The sequence below is a fragment of the Pseudoalteromonas sp. SCSIO 43088 genome (assembly GCF_023650795.1).
Taxonomy (GTDB): domain Bacteria; phylum Pseudomonadota; class Gammaproteobacteria; order Enterobacterales; family Alteromonadaceae; genus Pseudoalteromonas; species Pseudoalteromonas shioyasakiensis.
Map to the genome: position 1 here is coordinate 638,323 of NZ_CP072676.1, position 22,169 is coordinate 660,491.

Annotated in this window: 15 protein-coding genes; 8 read left to right on the forward strand and 7 right to left on the reverse strand. The window is 40.9% G+C overall.

Annotated elements, in window-relative coordinates; genetic code table 11:
• Positions 1 to 236: 236 nt before the first annotated feature.
• On the forward strand, positions 237 to 1,424 hold the full coding sequence (locus J8Z28_RS20615) for a tyrosine-type recombinase/integrase (protein WP_250660518.1): 1,188 nt from the start codon (positions 237 to 239) through the stop codon (positions 1,422 to 1,424).
• 182 nt (positions 1,425 to 1,606) lie between these two features.
• Here the strand turns inward: J8Z28_RS20615 and J8Z28_RS20620 are convergent, their stop codons facing one another.
• Genes J8Z28_RS20620 through J8Z28_RS20640 form a run of 5 tightly spaced genes read right to left on the reverse strand, consistent with a single transcriptional unit; the run spans position 1,607 to position 7,114 of the window.
• Entirely contained in the window at positions 1,607 to 2,437 is an 831-nt protein-coding gene (locus tag J8Z28_RS20620; RefSeq protein WP_250660519.1) for a hypothetical protein, read from the reverse strand.
• Between the two features lie 55 nt (positions 2,438 to 2,492).
• Positions 2,493 to 3,296: a DUF1338 domain-containing protein gene (locus J8Z28_RS20625; RefSeq protein WP_130167631.1), complete on the reverse strand. Its 804-nt coding sequence runs from the start codon at positions 3,294 to 3,296 to the stop codon at positions 2,493 to 2,495.
• Between the two features lie 40 nt (positions 3,297 to 3,336).
• Positions 3,337 to 4,809, reverse strand: a complete 1,473-nt coding sequence (astD, locus tag J8Z28_RS20630) for a succinylglutamate-semialdehyde dehydrogenase (protein WP_250660520.1) — start codon at positions 4,807 to 4,809, stop codon at positions 3,337 to 3,339.
• A gap of 18 nt (positions 4,810 to 4,827) precedes the next feature.
• The gene (astA, locus tag J8Z28_RS20635; RefSeq protein ID WP_062565696.1) at positions 4,828 to 5,862 is read right to left on the reverse strand and encodes an arginine N-succinyltransferase; all 1,035 of its coding nucleotides are present in this window, start codon (positions 5,860 to 5,862) and stop codon (positions 4,828 to 4,830) included.
• Between the two features lie 46 nt (positions 5,863 to 5,908).
• A complete protein-coding gene (locus J8Z28_RS20640) occupies positions 5,909 to 7,114 on the reverse strand; it encodes an aspartate aminotransferase family protein (protein WP_250660521.1) in 1,206 nt (401 codons plus the stop codon).
• A 204-nt stretch (positions 7,115 to 7,318) separates the two neighbouring features.
• Here J8Z28_RS20640 and J8Z28_RS20645 point away from each other — a divergent pair, with 204 nt between their 5' ends.
• Both J8Z28_RS20645 and J8Z28_RS20650 read left to right on the forward strand, forming a co-directional pair.
• The gene (locus J8Z28_RS20645) at positions 7,319 to 7,747 is read left to right on the forward strand and encodes an Lrp/AsnC family transcriptional regulator (protein WP_054554593.1); all 429 of its coding nucleotides are present in this window, start codon (positions 7,319 to 7,321) and stop codon (positions 7,745 to 7,747) included.
• 71 nt (positions 7,748 to 7,818) lie between these two features.
• Positions 7,819 to 8,982 carry a transporter substrate-binding domain-containing protein gene (locus J8Z28_RS20650; RefSeq protein ID WP_250660522.1) on the forward strand — a complete coding sequence of 388 codons (1,164 nt, stop codon included), beginning with the start codon at positions 7,819 to 7,821 and terminating at the stop codon, positions 8,980 to 8,982.
• Here J8Z28_RS20650 and J8Z28_RS20655 read toward each other — a convergent pair.
• Positions 8,976 to 9,899, reverse strand: coding sequence for a hypothetical protein (locus J8Z28_RS20655; protein WP_250660523.1), 924 nt, complete (start codon positions 9,897 to 9,899; stop codon positions 8,976 to 8,978). The genes J8Z28_RS20650 and J8Z28_RS20655 overlap by 7 nt on opposite strands.
• A 42-nt stretch (positions 9,900 to 9,941) precedes the next feature.
• Positions 9,942 to 11,765 carry a putative bifunctional diguanylate cyclase/phosphodiesterase gene (locus tag J8Z28_RS20660; protein ID WP_420331606.1) on the reverse strand — a complete coding sequence of 608 codons (1,824 nt, stop codon included), beginning with the start codon at positions 11,763 to 11,765 and terminating at the stop codon, positions 9,942 to 9,944.
• A gap of 1,306 nt (positions 11,766 to 13,071) precedes the next feature.
• Between J8Z28_RS20660 and J8Z28_RS20665 the strand changes: the two genes are divergently transcribed.
• Genes J8Z28_RS20665 through J8Z28_RS20685 form a run of 5 tightly spaced genes read left to right on the forward strand, consistent with a single transcriptional unit; the run spans position 13,072 to position 22,155 of the window.
• Positions 13,072 to 13,371 (forward strand): isoamylase early set domain-containing protein, encoded by a 300-nt coding sequence (locus tag J8Z28_RS20665; RefSeq protein ID WP_054562386.1) that lies wholly within the window; start codon positions 13,072 to 13,074, stop codon positions 13,369 to 13,371.
• An 8-nt stretch (positions 13,372 to 13,379) separates the two neighbouring features.
• A complete protein-coding gene (malQ, locus tag J8Z28_RS20670) occupies positions 13,380 to 15,356 on the forward strand; it encodes a 4-alpha-glucanotransferase (RefSeq protein ID WP_250660525.1) in 1,977 nt (658 codons plus the stop codon).
• Entirely contained in the window at positions 15,356 to 17,593 is a 2,238-nt protein-coding gene (glgB, locus tag J8Z28_RS20675) for a 1,4-alpha-glucan branching protein GlgB (protein ID WP_250660526.1), read from the forward strand. Before malQ ends, glgB begins: the two co-directional genes overlap by 1 nt.
• Positions 17,583 to 19,640, forward strand: a complete 2,058-nt coding sequence (gene glgX / locus J8Z28_RS20680) for a glycogen debranching protein GlgX (RefSeq protein ID WP_250660527.1) — start codon at positions 17,583 to 17,585, stop codon at positions 19,638 to 19,640. The genes glgB and glgX overlap by 11 nt, the downstream gene beginning before the upstream one ends.
• Entirely contained in the window at positions 19,633 to 22,155 is a 2,523-nt protein-coding gene (locus tag J8Z28_RS20685; RefSeq protein ID WP_250660528.1) for a glycogen/starch/alpha-glucan phosphorylase, read from the forward strand. The genes glgX and J8Z28_RS20685 overlap by 8 nt, the downstream gene beginning before the upstream one ends.
• Positions 22,156 to 22,169 lie beyond the last annotated feature (14 nt).

Sequence of the window (22,169 nt, forward strand, 5' to 3'; positions counted from 1 at the left end):
TCTTAACAAAGGTGTTCCTTCTTGCGTCAGAGTATTTGACGACTAAGACAGAGAACAAGTGGGATGACAAGTTACACAAGCTGGCTGAAGAAGCCCTGAAGTAATGCGTTGATCGTACTACAAAAACAAAACCCCCGCTCTTAATTGAACGGGGGCTTTTTTATGCCAATTTTATAGACACGCTGATCCCCGTACTTTAATCTAATAGTGGGGGGTGAATCACATCAGGAGCAACCATGAGTGATTTTGATTTACCCAAGGGTATAACAATGCACAGAGGAAAACTGCGCATCGCTTTTCGCCCACCAAATGAAAAGCAACAATGGAAACGGTCACTAGGAATACCACCAACTAAAGCGAACATCAAGGCCGCAGAGCAAATGCTTAACTCAATTAGGCGTGATATTAGCCTAGGCCAGTTCAATTTAGCTGATTATTTCCCAAATGATCCGAGTCTAAAGAAAGACGAGAAGATGCTATCACATATTTTGCAGAAGCACTTTCTGGACGCTAAAAAAGGCCTTGTAAAAGGCTCAACACACGCTACTTACACCGAAACTGTGTCCGCGCTTATGAACTCTATCGACGATGTAGAGATTGCAAACTTGGACGCCCGAAGATGCAAACTTTTCAGAGAGAAAATAATCAGCAGTTCCGATTCGAGCAAGAGCGTTAACAGCAGATTATGGATTGTCCGCACTGCGGTCACTAGAGCCATTAGTGAACTAGACCTAGACGAGAGTGCAAAAGATCTACTTATGTTCCTGCAACCCGTTGAGTCAAAGTCAAAGGCTATGCGCGTAGGTGAGGAAGATAGCGCTTTGTCGAACAGCAGCGTCTACACAATAGACGAGGCGGAACGAATAGTAAAAGCAACCACAAATGACAACTTAAAGCGATTGCTTGTCTTTATGTTCTGGTCTGGCCTTAGACCGGGGGAAGCAGCCGCACTTGAAAGGAGAGACATATGCCTACCATATATTTACGTGAGGCGAACGTTAACGCAGAGCAAACTGATAGAAACGCCGAAGACTGGCCGAGAGAGGAAGATTTACCTGCCATCTTTCGCGAGATCAGCCTTAGAACTGCAATTGCAAACGCACGATTTCGAGAGGGTTTGGATATCGACAAAGGGTGAGCCATTCACCAGCTCAACAATGTTTCACACATCAACTTGGAGAAGAATACTTGAGAGAGCAGGCGTAGAGTATAAAAAGTTCTACATCACGCGACATAGCTTTGCGAGCTGGATGCTCAAGGCTGGCGAACCTGAAGCCTCTGTCGCAGCACATTTAGGTCACAGCGACCTTTCAATGGTGCGTAAGGTTTATGGGAAATTCATTCCAGATTCTAAACCAGAATGGACCCTCGATGACCCCGCTAAGTTGGAGAAAGTAAAAAAATCAATGCTATCAGTCATTTAGGAGTGGCGGCTATCCAATACACTCTTGGATAGTTGCTCTATCGCCTTGCTACAAACAGAGTTTGTAATGTACTCGGATTGGCTATCATCAAGAAGCGGCGAGATAATAGATCTGCTTTTTTATTTGCGCAAGTATTTTTTAAATATTTTTTGAATTAATTTTGTACAGTAATTAATAGTCACTTAGTTACTGTTTTCAAAGCGTATTCCATAACTTTTTGAATAAATATCAAGCATGGCTTTTGCGTCATCAGGGTGATTACTTTGGCTGTGTAATTGCTGAATATAGGCTGCCATTTCTGCACTTTTCATATAATCATCGATAAGTGCAATGGCACGATAACCCGCCGTGGTCTTACTGCAGGTAAAAAAGCCATTAATAAATTCAGGGTATTCAGCAATACGTCTTGATGTGAGTTGGCTTAGCTCATGAGCAGGAATGTGCGCTTCAAGTGCTTGTTTGTAAGCAACAATGTAATCAATACGCTTATTGAGTAATAGTCGACTTAATTGTAAAAACGCATTTTCTCCATAAATTGCCGCAACGTTGTATTGTTTTTTAGCAAAAACATCATCGAGTTCACGGTAGCTGGTGGAGCCAATAATGCCAAAACTACCTTTGTTTTTGAGAAGCTTAGTGACAGAAATAGGCGCAGAACCTGACTTTAAGGTGCTCTTAAGTGCATAGACTTGACGCTGCATATGCATATAGGAGGGTATTTTAGAAAATACCATGGACTCTGCCCGTTCAGGGGTTTTGATTGCGTTAAAGGTGCAACTGGCCTCATTACTAGATAAGCGCTTCATTAAGCGCGCATGATTGGTAAAGTCGACGTCTATATTGAATTCATCAGCAAGGGCTGGATTGATAACCGCAGCAAGGTGGAGGTTAATACTGAGTTTATCTGCTTCGCTGGCAAAATATGCATGAGACAAAATTGTAAGCTTGGGTTTTTCTGTTGCCTTTGCTGTGTTTAGGGTAAATAGAATTACGATAAACGCAATTAGTCTCATACATTTCCTTGTGTACCAATTCGCTTATTGCGTTAAGCGAATTGGTATGTGCTAATTATCGAGCATTGGTGCTCTCAAAAATTTTGTCAGCTGATGCTGCCACAAAACCTGTGTATAGCTCGCCATCTGGTTTTGCGTAACGCAGAGCGAACTCATAAAAACAACTCGGTACGGCAACAACACCATCGCTAAATTCAACTTCGCTGTCATCAGCAAGGGTTGAAGATTGCTCAAGTAAAACCTCTGGTGAACCTTTGATTTCGCCGCCAGATGTATTTAGCGCAAAACCCGCATCTTTAAGTGCTTGGTTTACACTTTCGATATCATCAAATTTTGCTAATTCATTGATGCTCACAGTAAAGTGATTAGCACGGTAACCCCATGCTGACATCCATGCTGCGTATTCGCTTTCTGCTAGCAGCTTTTTGTAAGTGTCTGAACTTACTTGCCAGTGTGTACCTGAATATAGGAAATTATCCGCTGTTACAGCGTCTTCGTCAATCTGTTCAACCATGTCGTTAACGATAGCTTGTAATTCTTCTGAGCATTGCTCAACAAGTAATTCAGAAATGAAAACTTTAGGTTGCTTAGGATCTGAGTGTTCGAAGTGCTTTGCGTATAGTTTTTTCGCTTCGAAATGGTACTCGCCGCATTCTTTGTAGCCAACAGCTAAAAAGTGCGCAGCTAGTTTTTCTAAACCGATTTTTTCATGGTTAAAAGTACGTAAAGCAATGTGATCGTTGATCACGTCATCTTGTTGTGTAGAGCCAAGTAACTCATGTACTTTTACCGCCGATGGCGTAACTGATAAATAGTTGTCCCATAGGTTTTCAAATAGGGCGTTTACATCTGTGTGCATGTTTAATTCCTTCAATTAAGGCGGCGAGGCCGCCAATCAATTATTCAATAATTAAGCCCGGCGCAAGGGTCTGTGGTAAGTTAACTTTTTCGGCTTCAACAGAAGCAACAGGGTATGCACAGTAGTCAGCAGCGTAATAGGCACTTGCTCTGTGGTTACCACTGGCACCAATACCACCAAATGGTGCAGCGCTTGATGCGCCAGTAATTGGTCGGTTCCAGTTAACGATACCGGCACGAATACGTTTTAAGAAATGCTGGTAGTCATCACTATCATCACTTAATAAACCAGCAGATAAACCAAAAGAGGTGTTATTTGCTTCATTAATCGCACTATCGAAATCTGTATAACGGTAAACCTTGATAAGAGGACCAAAGTGCTCTTCATCAGGCATGTCTTTAACAGCGGTTACATCAATAATACCTGGGCTTACAAAACCTGTACCCGGCTCAAGATGCTTAAGTTCAACAAGAGAAGTTGCTCCCATATCAAGTAACTGCTGCTGAGCTGCAACCATACCTAGTGCTGCTTTTTCGCTGATCATTGCCCCCATAAATGGTTGATCTTCACTAAAGCTGTCGGCTACTTTGATGTTTTTTGTTGCAGCAATTAATTTTTCTAAAATTGCATCGCCATTTGCCGAGTTCTCAATGAATAAACGACGAGAACAGGTACAACGTTGGCCAGAAGTAATGAAACCAGACTGGATAATGTCGTGAACAGCCGCACTTACATCTGCGACATCTTTTACGATCAGTGGGTTATTACCGCCCATCTCTAGAGCTAAGATTTTACCTGGATGACCTGCAAATTGCTTATGTAATAGGTGACCTGTATTTGAGCTACCCGTAAAGAATAAGCCATCAATATCTTGGTGAGATGCAAGAGCAATACCTGTATCTACTTCACCTTGAACAAGGTTGATGACACCGGCTGGTAAGCCTGCTTTTAGCCAAAGCTTTAAAGTGAACTCAGCAACATGAGGCGTTAGTTCTGATGGCTTAAATACAACTGTATTACCCGCTAAAATAGCTGGCACAATATGGCCATTTGGTAAGTGACCCGGGAAGTTATAAGGACCAAACACCGCAACAACACCATGTGGCTTATGACGAATAAACGCTTTGGCGCCAGGCATTGGGTTTTCTGTGGTCCCAGTACGTTCGTGATAGGCTTTAATTGAAATGGCAATCTTACCTGTCATTGCGCCTACTTCGGTACGTGTTTCCCAAAGTGGTTTACCTGTTTCACGGGCGATAATCGTTGCAAACTCTTCGCTGTGCTCTTTAAGCTCTGCTGCAAAGTTTTCAAGAATAGCAATACGCTCTTCAAGGGCCATATCAGCCCAGCCAAGCTGAGCACTGCGAGCAGCTTTGATTGCATCAGCGACTTGTTCAGCAGTGGCTGTTTTACCTTGCCAAACAACCTCGCCATTACTTGGGTTGATTGAACTAAAATCATGACCAAGGCCTGCTTGCCATTGGTTAGCAATAAGTTGAGTTGTTACACTCATTTTAAACTCCTTAAGTGGTTACAAACGGAAGAACCGTGCTGCATCCCCTTGTTTTAATTTAAGTGCATCTGCCACTTCTTGGCTGACGATTAATGTGTGCTTAGCGTGGTTGTAATGAGCATGTTTGGTGAATGTGGCTCTAAAGTCATTCACGCCTTGGTTGCAAATAGCTAATGTATCTGAGCTTTGCTCATTGATATGTGCAAGCTCACCAATGCTGATAGGGCACACTTGTGACTCACGGACACTGCGAATATTGCCAAGCTTTGCTTCAACCGTTGGCCCTGCATCGAATAGGTCAACATAACCACGGTGCTCAAACCCTTCTTTTTCCAAAAGTTTAAGCGCAGGCTTGGTTTTTTCATGAACCTTACCAATCACAGCTTGGGCTTTTTTGCTCAGTAAGTTGGCATAAATAGGGTACTTAGGCATTAACTCGCTGATGAAGACTTTATCGCCTAAACCCACTAAGTGATCAGCTTGTGGGAACTCAATACTAAAAAAGTGCTCTTGTAACCACTGCCAGAAAGGCGAGTGACCGTCTTCATCACTCACACCACGCATTTCTGCGATAATGGTGTCAGCAAAACGTTCGCTGTGTTGGGCCATAAATAAAAAGCGAGAACGTGATAAAAAGCGACCTGTTAAGCCTTTGCGATTTTGCTCCCGTAAGAACAAGGTACAAATTTCAGAGCAACCTGTGTAGTCATTACACATACTCAGAATATCAACCGTGTTATATACGTTGAGAGTAGGTGAATGGTGAACAGTTTTACCTTGGTGGTAATGATACAAAGGAACCGACATACCCACGGCAGCTTCGATAGCCGTTGTGCCGATAACGTCACCCGTTTCACTGTCTTCTAATACAAATAAGTAGGTTTCGTCTTGTGGTTTATTAATATCTTTTGCAAAACTGCGTTCAGCGCGTTCAATTTTTTCTTGTAGTAAATTGTCATCAACCGGTAACGAGGTAAAACCATGACCAGATTCAACAGCAATTTGTTTTAACGCAGCAAAATCATTTGCTGTTATAGGACGTAATACTTGCATTAAGTGCACTCCAATGGCGCATGCTTTGAGCATGCGCCAACTAGGATTAACCGTTTACAACGTCTGCAACCGCTTTTTCAAAGCGAGCTAAACCTTCTTTGATATCCTCTAATGGAATAACTAAAGATGGCGTAAAGCGCACAACGTTTGTACCAGCAACAAGGCTCATTAAACCGTGTTTAGTGCTTGCTACTAGGAAGTCACGTGCACGGCCTTCGAATTTGCTGTTAAGAACCGCACCTAATAATAGACCTTTACCACGTACTTCACTAAATACGTCGTATTTTTCGTTGATTGCTGCAAAGCCATCGCGTAAAAGTTGTTCACGCTCTTTAACACCAGCAAGTACTTCTTCGCTATTCACAGTATCAAAAGCCGCTTCTGCTACAGCACATGCAAGTGGGTTACCACCGTAAGTTGAACCATGTGTGCCTACTTTTAAATGCTCTGCAATGCTAGTTGTTGTGATCATCGCGCCAATTGGGAAACCACCGCCTAACGCTTTTGCTGTAGTTAGGATGTCTGGCGTTACATCTAAACCTTGGTATGCGTATAAATCACCTGTACGGCCAACGCCTGTTTGTACTTCATCAAAAATAAGTAAAGCATTGTGTTTATCACATAATGCGCGAACACCTTTGATAAAATCGCTCGTTGGCGAAATGATGCCGCCTTCACCTTGTAGTGGCTCCATCATCACGGCACATGTGTTGTCGCTGATAAGCGCTTCAAACGCCGCTAAATCGTTATAGTCACAGTGATCGATTGCAGCAGGCTTAGGACCGAAACCATCTGAGTAAGCTGCTTGACCACCTACCGTAACAGTGAAGAATGTACGACCGTGGAATCCTTTGTTAAACGCGATGATTTGGTTCTTTTGTTCGCCGTGTACATCTAATGCCCAGCGACGCGCTAATTTTAATGCTGCTTCGTTAGCTTCTGCACCTGAGTTTGCAAAATATACTTTATCTGCAAATGTAGCGTCAGTTAACTTTTTAGCTAAGCGAAGTGCAGGCTCGTTTGTCATTACGTTTGATAAGTGCCAAATTTTTTCGCCTTGCTCTTTTAGGGCATTGACAAGAGCTGGGTGACAATGGCCTAAACAATTAACGGCAATACCACCTGCAAAATCGATAAATTCTTTACCGTTTTGATCCCAAACACGTGAGCCTTCACCGCGAACAGGAATCACCTCTGATGGGTTGTAGTTTGGTACCATTACGTCGTTAAAAAGTTCTCTTGTTACTTGCATTTGTTGCACCTAAATCTGGCTTAGTATGAAAAAAGTTAAATTGCAAAAAATAGGTCAGTTAAGCCGTTCCTGCCTAATTAAGCACGATGAGATTATTTTTCTTATCTATTTTTCTTATTATCTGGGTTAGGGACTTAAATTTGCAGTGCTATTTTGTGAAAAATGACTAAAATAAAAAGCAAATTAACGAATAGAGTAGTCAAAGTGATAACTTCACAAGATGAAAAACTATTAGCTATCTTAAGAACCAACGCGCGTGCGAGTATTTCTGACCTAGCGAGAGCGCTTAATTTATCGCGCTCAACTGTTCAAAGCAGAATGTTGAAATTAGAAGAAACAGGTGTGATCAAAGGCTACAGCGTAGACTATGGTGACGCCTATTTGAGCCAAATGGTATCGGCCCACGTTTCGATTAAAGTGAAACAAAAACTGACCACCAAAACGAATCTTGAACTAAAGCAGATTGATGCTATTTCACAGCTCTATGCAATTAGTGGTGAATTTGATTTGATTGCTGTTGTGCAAGCGCAAAACCTTGAAAAGTTAAGTCACCTATTAGATGACATAGGTAACTTAGATGGCGTAGAGCGAACAACGTCGTCTGTGATTTTAGAGACAAAGTTTAAGCGTTAACCCTTAATCAGGTAAAACCGCTTCTTTTGTCTATAATAACTGTTACTCGTTAGTTATTTAGGCTTGTATTGATGCTTGCTTCATTATTGCTGTCACTCACTGTAGCTCAGCCTTTTCAGTTAGGTACTAACTTACCAATTAACGCACCACACAACGCAATTACGCATGTTGAATGTATTTTCAAGCAAATCAATGTGCCATTTCACTTGCAGAAGTTACCTTGGTTAAGGGCTAAAAGGGAAGTGCAGCTAAATCGGCTCGATGGTTACTTTACCGCAAACCTGTTATCGCAAATGCAAGAGTATGGTGAGCTTTCTGCCCCGATGTTTTTAGAAAACTGGTACTGGTTTACCCATGCAGATTCAGCTTCAATAGCCGAACACGATCTTCGTTATGGCGTAGTAAGAGGGAGTCATCAGGCGGATTGGTATCAATTAACTAATCGGAAAATTGAAGTCGAAGTCAATACCACCCAAGAGCTTATAAAAGTATTTAAAAAGCAGCGGGTAGATAGAATTTTGCTTGATTTAGAAGAGTTTGAATTCAATGCTGTGCAGTTACAGATAAAGCCGGATGAATACACGCAAACATTCAATCGTTATGTGCCTTTGGGTTTATTTGCAGCAAATAAAACACTCGAGGAGTTTCCTGAGTTTTTAAAAACCTTTAACAGCCACATAAGTAGTTGCTCACAAAGTCCCTTTGTATTGTCAAAAATTGAAAAACTTACTTTAGTGCAAGGGCTTTTAGAAAAAATACAGCAATTAGCGAATTCAGAACAGGTGCAGCAAGCAGTAATTAAAAGTAATCAGCAACCACTCGCGCAGCAAGATCTCGAACAGCTTGATCATCAGTGGGCACAACAAGTTCGTGACAATACACCTATACTTGCCGAGCGCTACTTAAAACTTGAAGGTTCACAATTCTTACAAGTATGGCAAAAGCAGATGCTAGGTGTTATTACAGAAATAATTGTCAGCGATAAACAAGGTAAAAATGTCATTATTAGTGAGGTCACAACTGACTATTGGCAGGGTGATGAAGCCAAATTTTTAAATATGTACCAGCAAGATGATGACTATTACATTGATACAGTGGAGTTTGATGAATCGACTAAACACTTTCAGGTACAGTTTAGCGTGCCTATCTTTGATGAGGAAAATCAGCACATGGGAGTGCTGATATTAGGTGTAGATATCGAAAAAGCGCTCTCTAATAACGCACTTAGTCATTGATTGGTTTTGGGCGCTTTGCGAATGACTTTCTTTTCGACTTCATCGAGCTTTATAACATAGGCATTACCGCCAATGCCTTTAAACTCTTCGTCTGTAAAAACAATTGTGTTGTCATCGTAAAAAGTGATTGCTTCTTTTTGCGTTACGATCCCGAGATCAATACGAGATACATCCCCGGAAAAAAACTTATCACCTTGGTAGTTTTCAAATAACCAAATGCTGGTTGAATCTAGTAGAACTAACTTGGTTCTATCAGGGCTTAGAGCCGCAGAAGTGATCCAACAAAGTTTTTCCATTGTGGTGCAAGTTTGAAACGAATCTATTAATTGTGCATCAAAGTTAGCCGCATGATCGCCAACTTTATACACTTTTGTAATACCATCAAATGGCTCAGTGCGATTTTTAGTAAATAAATAGAGGTGTCGGCCAAGGGCTACAAAGGCCTCCAAATCAAAGTTACGTTGATCTGGTTGAATAGGGCTGCCGTCCATTTCAGGATAAGTGAACTTGATTATCTCTGCTTCTGTGGTGTCGCTTTTGATATCGATAGGGTTTTCTATTTTATAAATAGTTAACCATTTTCTGTCGTTTTTATTATTGCCAAAGTCGCCCAAGAAAAAGTGACCAAATTTGTTTTGTGTCATATCTTCCCAGTCAATGTTTTTAGTATTGGTTACCAAAATTTCTTTTGCTATAGAGCCATCTTCATTAAGACGGTAAAGTTTTGGCTCGTCACCGCTGTCATTAATAGCCCAGAGTCGATTGAACTTATCAAATTCGATACCGGAGATTTCTCTCAGTTTTGGGTCTACCGTTAAACGTTTTTTGCTGTAAAGGGTATAAATAGAAGAGCCGACCAATAATCCAATGATGGTGACTGATAAGATAAAAACTGTAAGTAAGCTTTTTTTTAACATTAACAAGAGAATGGCTTTGAATAATGTCGTTAGTATAACTTACTAAAGCGGTTGCTGTATATTCCAAACCCCTGTTCCAGTAACAGACATAAAGTTAATGTTATCTTGCAATACTTTATGGCCAACATTAACAGACGACTCAGGGTGGCTCACTAGGTAGCCTTGAACACTGTTTATGCCCATCGATTTAACTAGTTCAAATTGAGCGAGTTCTTCAACTCCTTCGGCGACAACTTTAAGGCCGAGTTTTCGGCCAAGTTCACTGACAGAGTGCATTATTTCATTGTATTTAAGGTTGTCGTTAGCTTGCGCAACAAACAGTTTATCAAGTTTGATCACATCGATAGGTAAGTCTGCAAGAGTACTTAACGAGCTAAAACCGGTACCAAAATCATCAATCGCAATGGTGATCCCTTCGCTTCTGAGTTTTTCTAATGATTGAATAATCTTGTTGCTTGCTTTGATTAAGGTTGATTCGGTTATTTCTAGCATCAGCGCTTTTGCAGGCAGCCCCGTTTTAGCAAGCTTCTCCATGACCCATTCATAAATATCGTAGTGCTTTAATTGCACGCCGGATATATTCACAGAAATAGACACTTTCTTCATCCCCGCATTATACCAAGCAGACATTTGCCTACATGATTCCAGCATGATCCAATCACCAAGTTCTAGTATCAGATTAGACTCTTCAGCAATGGGGATAAACTCATCAGGCGTGATTGAGCCTTCAACAGGGTGATCCCAGCGAACTAACGCTTCGAAGTAGTCAATGGCACAATCATCTACATGTACAATAGGTTGAAAAGACAAATGAAAACTGCTGCTAGCAATAGCAAGACGCATTTCTTCTAGCAAGTAATGATAGCGCCTAATCTTTTTACCCATTTCAGGAGAATAGACTTTAAAAATTCCACGACCATCTGTTTTGGCTCGATACATGGCAACATCAGCCATCTGCAGTAATGCTTGTGGAGTGGATGCACTATCTGGGTAAACCGCTATACCTATACTAGCGCTAATTTTGATTAGCTTGTTACCTAAGACAAAATCACGTTCGATTTCGTGCAGTACATTTTGTGCAACCTCTAATGCTTTATCTTTATCATCTTTTAAGTTAATGAAAATCGAGAACTCATCACCACCAAGGCGTGCTAAGTTTTGTTCTAATTGACTAATTGGGGAAATATTACTTATTTTATGGTGGCGTAAAACACTGCTCAAGCGTGTTGCTACTTGAATTAACACATCGTCACCAAAACTGTGACCAAAAGAGTCATTCACCTGTTTGAACCCATCTAAATCTATAAATAGTAAAGCACAGCTGAATTTATCCATCTCAGCAAGTCTCAATTGTTTGGCAAGGTGTTCTATATAGGCATGTCGGTCAATAAGGTGGGTTAACTTATCTTGATAAATACTGACTTCAGATTCACGTGTGTAATTAGTTATATGGGTTGTAAGTGTTTGAAAGTTAGCTTGTAACTGTTCAAGTTCTGTATGCTTGTTTATACCTGACTCACTGGCTAAGTTTAGGCTGTTGAGTAATTCAATTGCTTTAGTATTGAGCATCTTGAGAGTGTATTTCTCATGATTATTTTGAAATCTTAAGTTAACTAACCAACTGATGGCTAATGCTAACAAGATTAAAATGATAATGTTTACCGGTGAGAATAATGTAGTGAGTATAAGATCCGAAGTCATCGCGGTTACGACTGACTCATTTGTTGTATTAATAACAATATAAGAAATATTATTATCGTAAACTAAATGCTGGCCACTTAACACGAGGTTATACCAAGGAGCTGTTACCACTGTAACATCTGTACCTTGGAAGGTATGTAGTTCTAAGCCTTTTGGCGCGTACATCAAATCATTGACCTGTTTAGTCAAGAAGATATTTAAGCCATATATAAAAGCTATTAAAGTTATAATACTTATTGATAAAGTTCGAAGAGCATTGGCCATACATTACTACCATTGTGGTGTCTTTGTTTTACAATAAAACCTCACCAGTTAATACATCGAGTATATTGTTTGTATCTAGATTAGACAAAACCTTTCTCATACTTTGGGGCATGGATGAGTATAGAATGTGAAAATTCATAGTCATTAGTGTTAATACTCTAAAATGTTTTTCTTATGCTAATTAATTGAAGCCTTACTTTTATACTGCATTGTTGCTATTCATCGAGCAAACTTTAGCACTGGTACGATAAAAATGCTTAGGTACTTTCATACTAATAATATTTATGGTTATTGTTTAGCTAAACAATAAGTCACCACTTAGTATTTATTTTATTATCTCTTCTCGCCATGTGTGGAATTTATTATTTTTTCGGCTGGTTGTTAATTATTAAATGTTATATACCGACTTTTGCTATGGCCTGCTAGTTTTATCCGAAACAGGTTTTAACCTAGCTATTCTTGTGGTCAGAAAAAGTGGCTATAACATTACTGAAAAGCAGCACTGTTAATGCTTTCAGGGATTGGTAGTCCGTTCGAATTTACGCTTTTCTACTTATTGTGTTTGTATATGCACTGAGATAATTTTTAAAAACGTTAATTGGGTAGTGCGGGATTAGCGTCTGGTTTATAAAATTAAATTTGCGTTGCGTTTTATCATTTTTCATGTGATAAAAAATTAAAAATCAGTCAAAAATAAAGATTTTATTACCATATTTTTTGTTAATTTATTTAACGAGGATGTACGGTGTAAATCTGTTTTGTCTTGTTTTTATAAATTGTTGGCAGTGTATTTTTGACGAACGAAGTTGTGTTTATTTTAGTATGATTGCTCTAACTTTTCACTTCAATTTTATTCACTTTACCCAATCTAAATTGTTATCTATTTTTTATAAGTTGCGAATAGGGTTGATAAAAAAGGTACTGAAAATAAAGTATATTTTATTATCAACTTGGTTCAGTTATTGCTCGTAATAATACAGCAATATGATTGTTGTAGTTTTTGTGTGTTTTATGCACTATGGTGGTGCGAAAAATATACAGATGCACTGTCATAATGCGTAAATATAGGTTTGGTTTACTAGATTCAAACTTGATGTTTTAGTAAGCAAGTTTAGAAACCTGAAACGCACAGCTTCCGCTGAATGAGTCGTTGAATGCGGTACTGTGGCAAGGATTAATTTACCAATTGGTTGAATTGGAGCCCACTATGCTAAGTAAACGTTTTTTTAAAACTAAAGACGAAACAGAAGTTACCTTTGAATTTCAACACCCTGATGCTGATGATGTGCAATTAGTTGCAGAGTTCACAGATTGGCAGCCAGTGCCAATGAAGTTTAATAAAAAAGAACAAGTATTCAAATGCAAGCAGCGCTTACCGCTTGATCAAGAATTCCACTTCCGTTACTTAATCAATGGCGAAACATGGGACAATGACCACCAAGCAGATGGTTATATTCCTAACGGTTTTGGTACTGATAACAGCATTGTTAATACCCAACGCGCTTAGGTATTTTGATGCAGTCACTTTCGCAGTTATATTACCTGCATGGCATAGGCTATGAATATACTAAATACACTGGTGAGCATGTTATTTTCGATGAAAGTACACGCATGCAGGCACTTAGTTGTTGTGGTGTAGATACTCAGGATACTGATGCAATTAACCAACTTAATTTTGCATTGGATGCAGGTACATGGCTGAATTTGTTGCCTCATACAAGCATTATTGAGGCACACCACCCAATTTTGAAAGTACGAGTTGATGAGCGTTTATTATCACGCTCATGTACTCTAAGCGTGCCTTCGCTTGATATTCATTTTACTTGTGAAAACTTACAAGGTTTAGCTATTCTTGGTGATTATGGTCTAAACGGTATTCGTTATCTTGAACTTGCATTGCCAGTTCCTGAAATGCCAATTGGTTATCATGATGCACTCATTACTGTGGCAGATCAGCAATCTCACAGTCAGCTATGGATCACACCTAAAGAAAGCTTCTCTATTGATGACAAAAAGCGTTTGGGCTTATCCATTCAGCTTTATAGCTTATGCAATGAAGAGGGGTTAGGAATTGGTGACTTCGCTGACTTAACAAAGCTTATTAAAGCAGCCGCGACTAAAAACATGGATTATGTGTTGCTTAATCCACTGCATTTACTGTTTGAACACAGCCCAGAGAGGGCGAGTCCCTATAGTCCAAATAGCCGAGCGTTATTGAACCCGCTGTATATTGCAGTGTCATTATGCGAAGACGCCAAAAATAATAATGCACTTATTAAATTGTTAGCGGATAAACCGCAAACCGATGCGACTTACATTGATTATACATCAGTTAGTGACTTTAAATATCAAGTGTTTAGCTGTTTATATCAACACTTTTGTGAATTTGGCTCAGCAGAGCGAAAACAGCAGTTCACTCGTTTTTGTGAAACCCATAAACACAGTCTTGCAACTATGTTGGTTGGGGACCGTGATTATGCTAGCTATTTACAATGGCAAGCTCACCTTCAATTAAATATCTGCCAGCAAGCTGCCCGTGACAGTGGTATGGCAATTGGCCTTATTAATGACTTAGCCGTTGGCTGTGCAGGTGATGGTAGTGAGTTCAAGAGCCAAAATGAATTATTTGCCGAAAATGCACATGTTGGAGCTCCGCCAGACCCTTGGGCTGAACATGGTCAGAATTGGGGCTTACCGGCACTTAATCCACAAAAGTTAAGTAAAGACAATTTTGCTTTTTATCGCTCACTTATCCGCGCCAATATGGAAGATGTTGGTGGTCTTAGAATTGACCACGTTATGGCGATACGCCGACTTTGGTGGTGTTTTGAAAATAACTCCCAGCAAGATGGTTGTTATGTCTATTATCCCTTTGAACAACTATTAGCAATTCTAAAGATTGAATCTCACCTCAATCAATGTGTGGTGATTGGCGAAGATTTAGGTGTTGTACCTAATGAAGTGCGTGAAGCACTTAAAGCAAGTGCAATCTATTCAAACGGGTTGTTTTACTTTGAAAAGGACCACCAAGGTGAGTTTTTAGCGGCTGAGCATTTTGCTCCTCATAGTCTTTTAATGATAGCCAACCATGACGTACCACCATTTAAAGGCTGGTGGATTGGCCATGATATTACGATTAAACAACAATATGGTTTGCTTGATGATGAGCAAACTCGGGCTCAATTCGATGCGAGAAACATTGAAAAGCATCGTATGCTTAATTTTATCGCACGAGAGTCAAATCAGCATTTATCGTTAGAAACAGATGCCTTTACGGTTTATGAAGCGTTGGCATCCTCATTAGCGGCAGCACCAGCAAAGCTATTTACTATTCAAATAGATGACTTAGATCAGCAAATACTGCCTGTAAATATCCCCGGTACTGATAAAGAGTACCCAAATTGGCGGCGTTTATTGTCGCGTCCAGCGGCGCAGATTATCGAAGCGCAACAGTCATTCTTAGCCAATTTAATTTCGAAAAGGAATCAATAATGCGAAGTCGTGTTCGTCAAGAGCAAAGTGCACAACCTGTTATTTATCAAAAACAAATCGATGCATTAGCCAGTGGTTGTTTTAGAGATCCTTTCAGCTTTCTTGGGGCGCATAAAAGTGGCCCTACAAGCTATGAAATTCGTTGCTTTTTGCCTGGCGCAAGCAGTGTTTCGATTCTGCTTGGCACAGAAAAAATCGTTGCGCAGCAACAAGGTGATAGTCATTTATTTATCGCAAATATCAAATCAAAAACTAAGCCTGACTACCAGCTAGATGTTAGCTATAGCAATGAATTTACTCATCAACAATACGATGAGTACAGCTTTGAAAGCAGCTTAGATGAACAGGCAATGTATCTGTTTAATGAAGGCAGTTTAGAGCATGCGTATCAACATTTTGGTGCACATTTTGTGACTCAACAAGGCGTTGATGGTGTTCGCTTTACAGTGTGGGCGCCGAATGCCAGTAGTGTATCGGTTATTGGTGAATTTAACTATTGGCAGCGTAATCGTCATTTTATGCGTTTTCATCCTGCCAGTGGGGTATGGGAGTTATTTATTCCTGGGCTTAAAGAGCATCAATGCTATAAATTTGCTATCACCACTCTAACAGGAGAAGTGCTTGATAAAGCCGATCCATTTGCGTTTAAGATGCAACAAGCACCGGGTACGGCGTCAGTGCTACAAAAGCTAAAAACAGGTATTCAGCTTTCTGAAAAGGCGTTAGCAAATCGTGCAAAACGAAACAGTATTGATGCGCCTGTTAGTATTTATGAAGTGCATGCGGGTTCTTGGCAAAGACGAGATGATGGCGAGCGCTATCTCACATGGCGTGAACTTGCTGATAATCTTATTCCTTACACAAAAGAGCTCGGTTTTACGCATCTACAATTAATGCCAATCAGCGAGTACCCATTTGATGGTTCTTGGGGTTATCAACCTGTTGGATTGTTTGCCCCGACCAGTCGCTATGGCAGCTTTGAAGATTTTGTTTACTTCGTCGAGCAATGTCACGAAGCCGATATTGGCCTTATTCTTGACTGGGTACCAGGTCATTTCCCAAGTGATCCCCATGGTTTACATCGTTTTGATGGCACCCATCTATACGAACATGCTGATGTTAGGCAAGGTTTTCACCCTGATTGGAATACCTATATCTACAATTATGATCGCGCAGAGGTTCGTAGCTTCCTAATTGCGAATGCAATGTATTGGCTGCATGAATTTGGCATTGATGGTTTACGCGTTGATGCGGTTGCCTCAATGCTTTATCTAGACTATAGCCGTGAAGAAGGGCAGTGGGTTGCAAATCAATACGGTGGCAGAGAAAATTTAGGCGCCATTGAGTGCTTAAAACAAGTCAATATGCGCTGCTATGCAAAAAATCCGGGCATTATGATGGTGGCCGAAGAGTCAACAGCATGGCCAGGTGTTACGCGCCAAGTTGACCATGATGGTTTAGGTTTTGGTTATAAGTGGAACATGGGCTGGATGAACGACAGTTTGCATTATATGCAGCGCGATTCAATTTACCGTTCGCATCACCACCATGAAATGACGTTTTCAATGGTTTACGCCTACAGCGAGAACTACATTCTACCGCTTAGCCACGATGAAGTGGTGCATGGTAAAGGCTCATTAATTGAAAAAATGCCAGGGGATGACTGGCAAAAGTTTGCGAACTTACGTGCATATTATGCCTTTATGTGGGCACATCCAGGTAAAAAATTATTGTTTATGGGGGCAGAAATCGCCCAGCGTAAAGAGTGGAATCACGACCAATCGCTTGATTGGCATTTACTTGAACATATTAGCCACAGAGGCATGCAGCAAACGATTAAAGATTTAAATGCAGTTTACACCAGTACGCCAGCTTTATACGAGCAGGATACAAGCCCAGCGGGTTTTGCGTGGCTTGATAGCAATAATGCTGAGCAAAGTATGTTTAGCTTTATTCGCTATGCAAAAAAAGCTGAAGATTTTGTGGTGGTGATCTGTAATTTAACGCCGCAGGTGTATCACGACTACGTGATTGGTGTGCCAAAAGCTGGTACATATCAAGTTATTTTGAATACCGACAAAGAGGATTATTTTGGTTCCGGCGTTGAAGCAACTAATCATGCAGAGCAAATAATTGTAAGCCAAGCAAAAGAAAGTCATGGCTTTAATCAAAGTATTAGTGTTTCTTTGCCTGGCCTTGCGACAATTTACCTTAAGAAGGTGAGCGATGAGTCATAGTGTCGAACTAGAAGTCGGTGTGAGCTCACCTTTAGGGGCGTCTGTTGTTGGTGAGGGCGTAAACTTTGCTGTGTACGCACCACAAGCACAACATATGTCTCTGTGCTTATTCGATAGCAGCGGTCATTCAGAAATTCTTACCCTTGCGATGCATATGAACGAAGGTGGCATCTGGACACTGAAAGTGAGCCCTTTGAAAAGTGGCGCCTTGTATGGCTTTCGCGCTGATGGTGAATACGCACCCGAAAAAGGACTATTTTTTAATAATCACAAATTGCTGTTAGACCCGTATGCCCGCGATTTGTATGGTGAGTTTACTTGGAGTGAACGTCACTATGGGCAAATGCCTGTAGGAAAGTTAAGTCAGGTTAATAATGCCATTGATATGCCAAAATCACGAGTCCGTGAACTGGCACCTTACACAGGTAAAAAACCGAATCACTGCTGGGGAAAAACGGTTATTTATGAGTGTCATGTGGTTGGTGCAACATGCCGCCACCCTGAGATCCCAAAACCGTTACAAGGTAAATTTTTAGGTTTAAGCCACCCTAGTTTTATTGAACATCTACGTACTATTGGTGTGACTTGCTTAGAGTTATTACCCGTTCATGCTTTTATCAGTGAGCAGTTTTTAACAGCCAAAGGCTTACAAAACTACTGGGGCTACAACACGCTTAACTTCTTTACGCCACATAAAGATTACTTGGTTAATGATGATATTAGTGAGTTTCAAGAAATGGTGGCGGCGCTTCACAAAGCAGATATCGAAGTAATACTCGATGTGGTTTATAACCACACAGCAGAGGCGGGCACAGATGGACCTATCTTGTCGCTACGTGGCTTAGACAATCTAGGTTACTACCGCACCGTTGCTGATAAACCCCAGCATTATATTAATGATACCGGCTGTGGTAACACCGTAAATATTGATTCGCCTCGCTCTTTACAGCTGGTACTTGATAGCTTGCGTTATTGGGTTGAAGTGATGGGGGTCGATGGCTTTCGTTTTGACTTAGCAACCATTTTAGCGCGTAACCCAAATGGCTTTAATCAGGCACATGCGTTTTTCCAAGCGATTAATCAAGACCCAGTACTAAGCCAAGTTAAACTGATTGCAGAGCCGTGGGATATTGGCCCAGGTGGTTACCAATTAGGGGCTTTTCCTGCGCCTTGGCGTGAATGGAATGATAAGTATCGCGATACGATAAGACGCTTTTGGAAACAAGAGCAGGGCGTAATTGGCGAGCTTGCAAAACGTTTACATGGTTCGTTTGACTTGTTTGAGCACAACCTACGTGGGCCACTTAACAGTATTAATTTCATCACCAGTCATGACGGCTTCACGCTTGCTGATTTAGTCAGCTACGAGCATAAACACAACGAAGCTAATGGTGAGCAAAATCGTGATGGCCACAGTGGCAATCACTCATTCAATTGTGGTGTCGAAGGGTTTACCAACGATCCACAAGTGAGCAAATTACGCTTACAACAACAAAAAAATATGCTGTTAACTTTGTTACTTTCTAAAGGCGTGCCTATGCTTTCATTAGGAAGCGAAATGGCACACTCACAAGGCGGTAACAATAACGCCTATTGTCAAAACAATCGCACAAGCTGGCTTGCATGGAAAGACTCACAATTCAGTCATCCTCTAACTCGATTTATTGACGATGTTCTGCGCATTCGCAAGCAGTTCAGTATTTTTAAACATCGCTTTTTTGTTCACGATAATGACCCACGTTATGACGTCGCGTGGTTCACCGAATCAGGCTCCAATATGCAACAAGACGATTGGCATCAAGGTGATCGCCAAGTGTTGATATACAGCCTGACCGACAAGCATACAAATCAAGCTTTATTGATCATATTAAATGCAGGTGCAGAGCCGGTAACTTGCCAACTTCCTAGTTTAGAAAAAGGAAAGTGGCAGTTAGCACTGACCAGCATTCATCCTATGTCAACACAATTTGTTGATAAGGAACACCAGATTGCTGCAATGAGCAGCTGGGTTTTTACCGCCAATTCAGAGGATCTAAATCATGGCTAAAAATGCCGATCAAGTATGTATTGTAAAGGGCTGGCAGGATGCGCCTACAGTTGATGAAAGTACACTAGATGATGACTTATCACGCCATTTTTATTACACCCTTGGGCGTGACAAAGTGGGTAAATCACAGCTGTATTTATACCATGCATTAGCATTAACTATTCGTGACCGATTAGTTGCTCGTTGCCGTGTGACCAAACAGCAAATCCATGAACAAAAACGCCGTAAAACAGCTTACTTATCACTTGAGTTTTTAATGGGGCGTGCTCTTGGTAATGCGATTTTGAACTTAGACTTAGATGAGCAAGTCGCTAAAGCGTTACAAGAATACTGCACAGAGCTCGAGCAAGTTGCTGAGGCTGAGCATGATGCAGGCCTTGGTAATGGTGGTTTAGGGCGCTTAGCTGCATGCTTCTTAGATAGCTGTGCAAGCCTTGCACTACCTGTGGTTGGTTATGGTATTCGCTATGAATACGGCATGTTTAATCAAGCTATTGAAAATGGTCATCAAATTGAACAACCAGATAACTGGCTACGTGAGGGACACCCTTGGGAACTAAGTGCACCTGAGCAATCAAAGCGCGTAAAATTCTTTGGTCATGTTGAAAGTTATACTGATAAATATGGTCGTGAGCACCGTCAATGGCTAGATTCTCATGATGTTTTAGCTGTGCCTTATGATGTGCCAATTCCGGGTTACAAGAATGATATTGTAAATACCTTACGTTTATGGAAATCAGAAGCAACAGACGAATTTGATTTGAGCGAGTTCAATGCGGGTAGTTACTCAGAAGCAGTAGCGCGTAAAAACTTAGCTGAACAAATTACCATGGTTCTTTACCCGAATGACAGCAGTGAGAACGGTAAAGAACTGCGTTTACGTCAGCAGTACTTCTTATCATCAGCGAGCTTACAAGACATTATTGACACTTGGGTTAGCAAACATGGCGAAGACTTCTCTGATTTTGCTGATTACCATGTTTTTCAATTAAACGATACGCACCCTAGTATTGCTGTCGCTGAGCTTATGCGTATTTTGGTTGATGAGTATGAGCTAGATTGGCAAGAAGCTTGGTCTATCACGACTAAGACCATGGCCTATACAAACCACACTTTACTTCCTGAAGCATTAGAGAAGTGGTCAGTATCTTTATTTGCTCGATTATTGCCGCGTATTTTAGAAATTATCTACGAAATCAATGCACGTTTCCTCGCTGAAGTTGCGTTAGCATGGCCAGGTGATGTTGAAAAACAACGTGCGCTGTCGCTTATCGAAGAAGGCCCTGAGCCACAAATTCGCATGGCATATTTAGCGATTGTTGGTAGCTATTCGGTGAATGGTGTAGCTACACTTCACACTGAGCTACTTAAAGCGGGCCTATTCAATGAGTTTTATCAGCTATGGCCAGAGAAGTTTAACAACAAAACCAATGGTGTAACACCTCGTCGCTGGTTAGCACATTGTAATCCTGAGTTGGCTAAACTGCTTAATCAACATATTGGTGATGAATGGGTTGCAGACTTTAGTAAAGTTAGTCAGGTACGTCGTTTATATGACGACCCTAAATTCCATAAACAATGGCAAGCTGTAAAACACAGCAATAAGCAACGCCTTGTTGAGTTAGTGAAAAACCGCTGTGGCGTAGAGTTTGATGCCGAAATGATGTTTGACGTGCAAGTGAAACGTATTCACGAATATAAGCGTCAGCTATTAAACGTATTGCACGTTATTCACCTTTACGACCGTATTCGCCAAGGCGATACAGCAAACATTGTTCCTCGTTGTGTGCTATTGGGCGGCAAAGCTGCACCAGGTTACTACATGGCGAAGAAAATTATTAAATTAATTAATAACGTAGCAGAAGTGATCAACAAAGATCCGCTTGCTAAACCGTATTTAAGAGTTGCTTTTTTACCTAATTACAACGTGACAGCAATGGAAACTATTTGCCCAGCGACGGATTTATCTGAGCAAATTTCTACAGCAGGTAAAGAAGCATCTGGCACAGGTAACATGAAGTTCATGATGAACGGCGCATTGACTATAGGTACGTTAGATGGCGCTAACATCGAAATTCGTGATGCTGTGGGTGCTGACAACTTCTTCTTATTTGGTGCACGTGCAGAGCAAATTGATGATATCAAAGCGCACTATAACCCTGAGCAGATTATTCACCAAACTGACAGCCTCTATAAAGTAATGCAATTACTTGAGAGCGGTCACTTCAATTTGTTTGAGCCTAATTTATTTGACGACATTATTGCGGCGATTAAGAGCCCGCACGATCCATGGTTAGTTGCTCATGATTTTGCCAGCTTTGTAGAAGCGCAAGAGCAAGTTGAACAAGCCTACTTAGACACTGCTCACTGGACCAAAATGAGTATTTTGAATACTGCAGCCAGTGGCATGTTTTCGAGCGATAGAACCATTAGTCAATACAGTGACGACATCTGGCATTTGGAGCCATTACTGGATACTAGTGCACAGCAAAACACACAGAAGAAAAGCAGCTAGCTTAAGACGGAGAG

Coding starts and splice junctions, on each gene's coding strand:
- J8Z28_RS20625 (WP_130167631.1), bottom strand. CDS start 3,296: ATGCACACAGATGTAAACGCCCTATTTGAAAACCTATGGGACAACTAT.
- J8Z28_RS20650 (WP_250660522.1), top strand. CDS start 7,819: ATGCTTGCTTCATTATTGCTGTCACTCACTGTAGCTCAGCCTTTTCAG.
- J8Z28_RS20660 (WP_420331606.1), bottom strand. CDS start 11,765: ATGTACGCGCCAAAAGGCTTAGAACTACATACCTTCCAAGGTACAGAT.
- astD (WP_250660520.1), bottom strand. CDS start 4,809: ATGAGTGTAACAACTCAACTTATTGCTAACCAATGGCAAGCAGGCCTT.
- J8Z28_RS20615 (WP_250660518.1), top strand. CDS start 237: ATGAGTGATTTTGATTTACCCAAGGGTATAACAATGCACAGAGGAAAA.
- J8Z28_RS20685 (WP_250660528.1), top strand. CDS start 19,633: ATGGCTAAAAATGCCGATCAAGTATGTATTGTAAAGGGCTGGCAGGAT.
- J8Z28_RS20620 (WP_250660519.1), bottom strand. CDS start 2,437: ATGAGACTAATTGCGTTTATCGTAATTCTATTTACCCTAAACACAGCA.
- J8Z28_RS20655 (WP_250660523.1), bottom strand. CDS start 9,899: ATGTTAAAAAAAAGCTTACTTACAGTTTTTATCTTATCAGTCACCATC.
- J8Z28_RS20640 (WP_250660521.1), bottom strand. CDS start 7,114: ATGCAAGTAACAAGAGAACTTTTTAACGACGTAATGGTACCAAACTAC.
- glgX (WP_250660527.1), top strand. CDS start 17,583: ATGAGTCATAGTGTCGAACTAGAAGTCGGTGTGAGCTCACCTTTAGGG.
- J8Z28_RS20665 (WP_054562386.1), top strand. CDS start 13,072: ATGCTAAGTAAACGTTTTTTTAAAACTAAAGACGAAACAGAAGTTACC.
- malQ (WP_250660525.1), top strand. CDS start 13,380: ATGCAGTCACTTTCGCAGTTATATTACCTGCATGGCATAGGCTATGAA.
- glgB (WP_250660526.1), top strand. CDS start 15,356: ATGCGAAGTCGTGTTCGTCAAGAGCAAAGTGCACAACCTGTTATTTAT.
- astA (WP_062565696.1), bottom strand. CDS start 5,862: ATGCAAGTATTACGTCCTATAACAGCAAATGATTTTGCTGCGTTAAAA.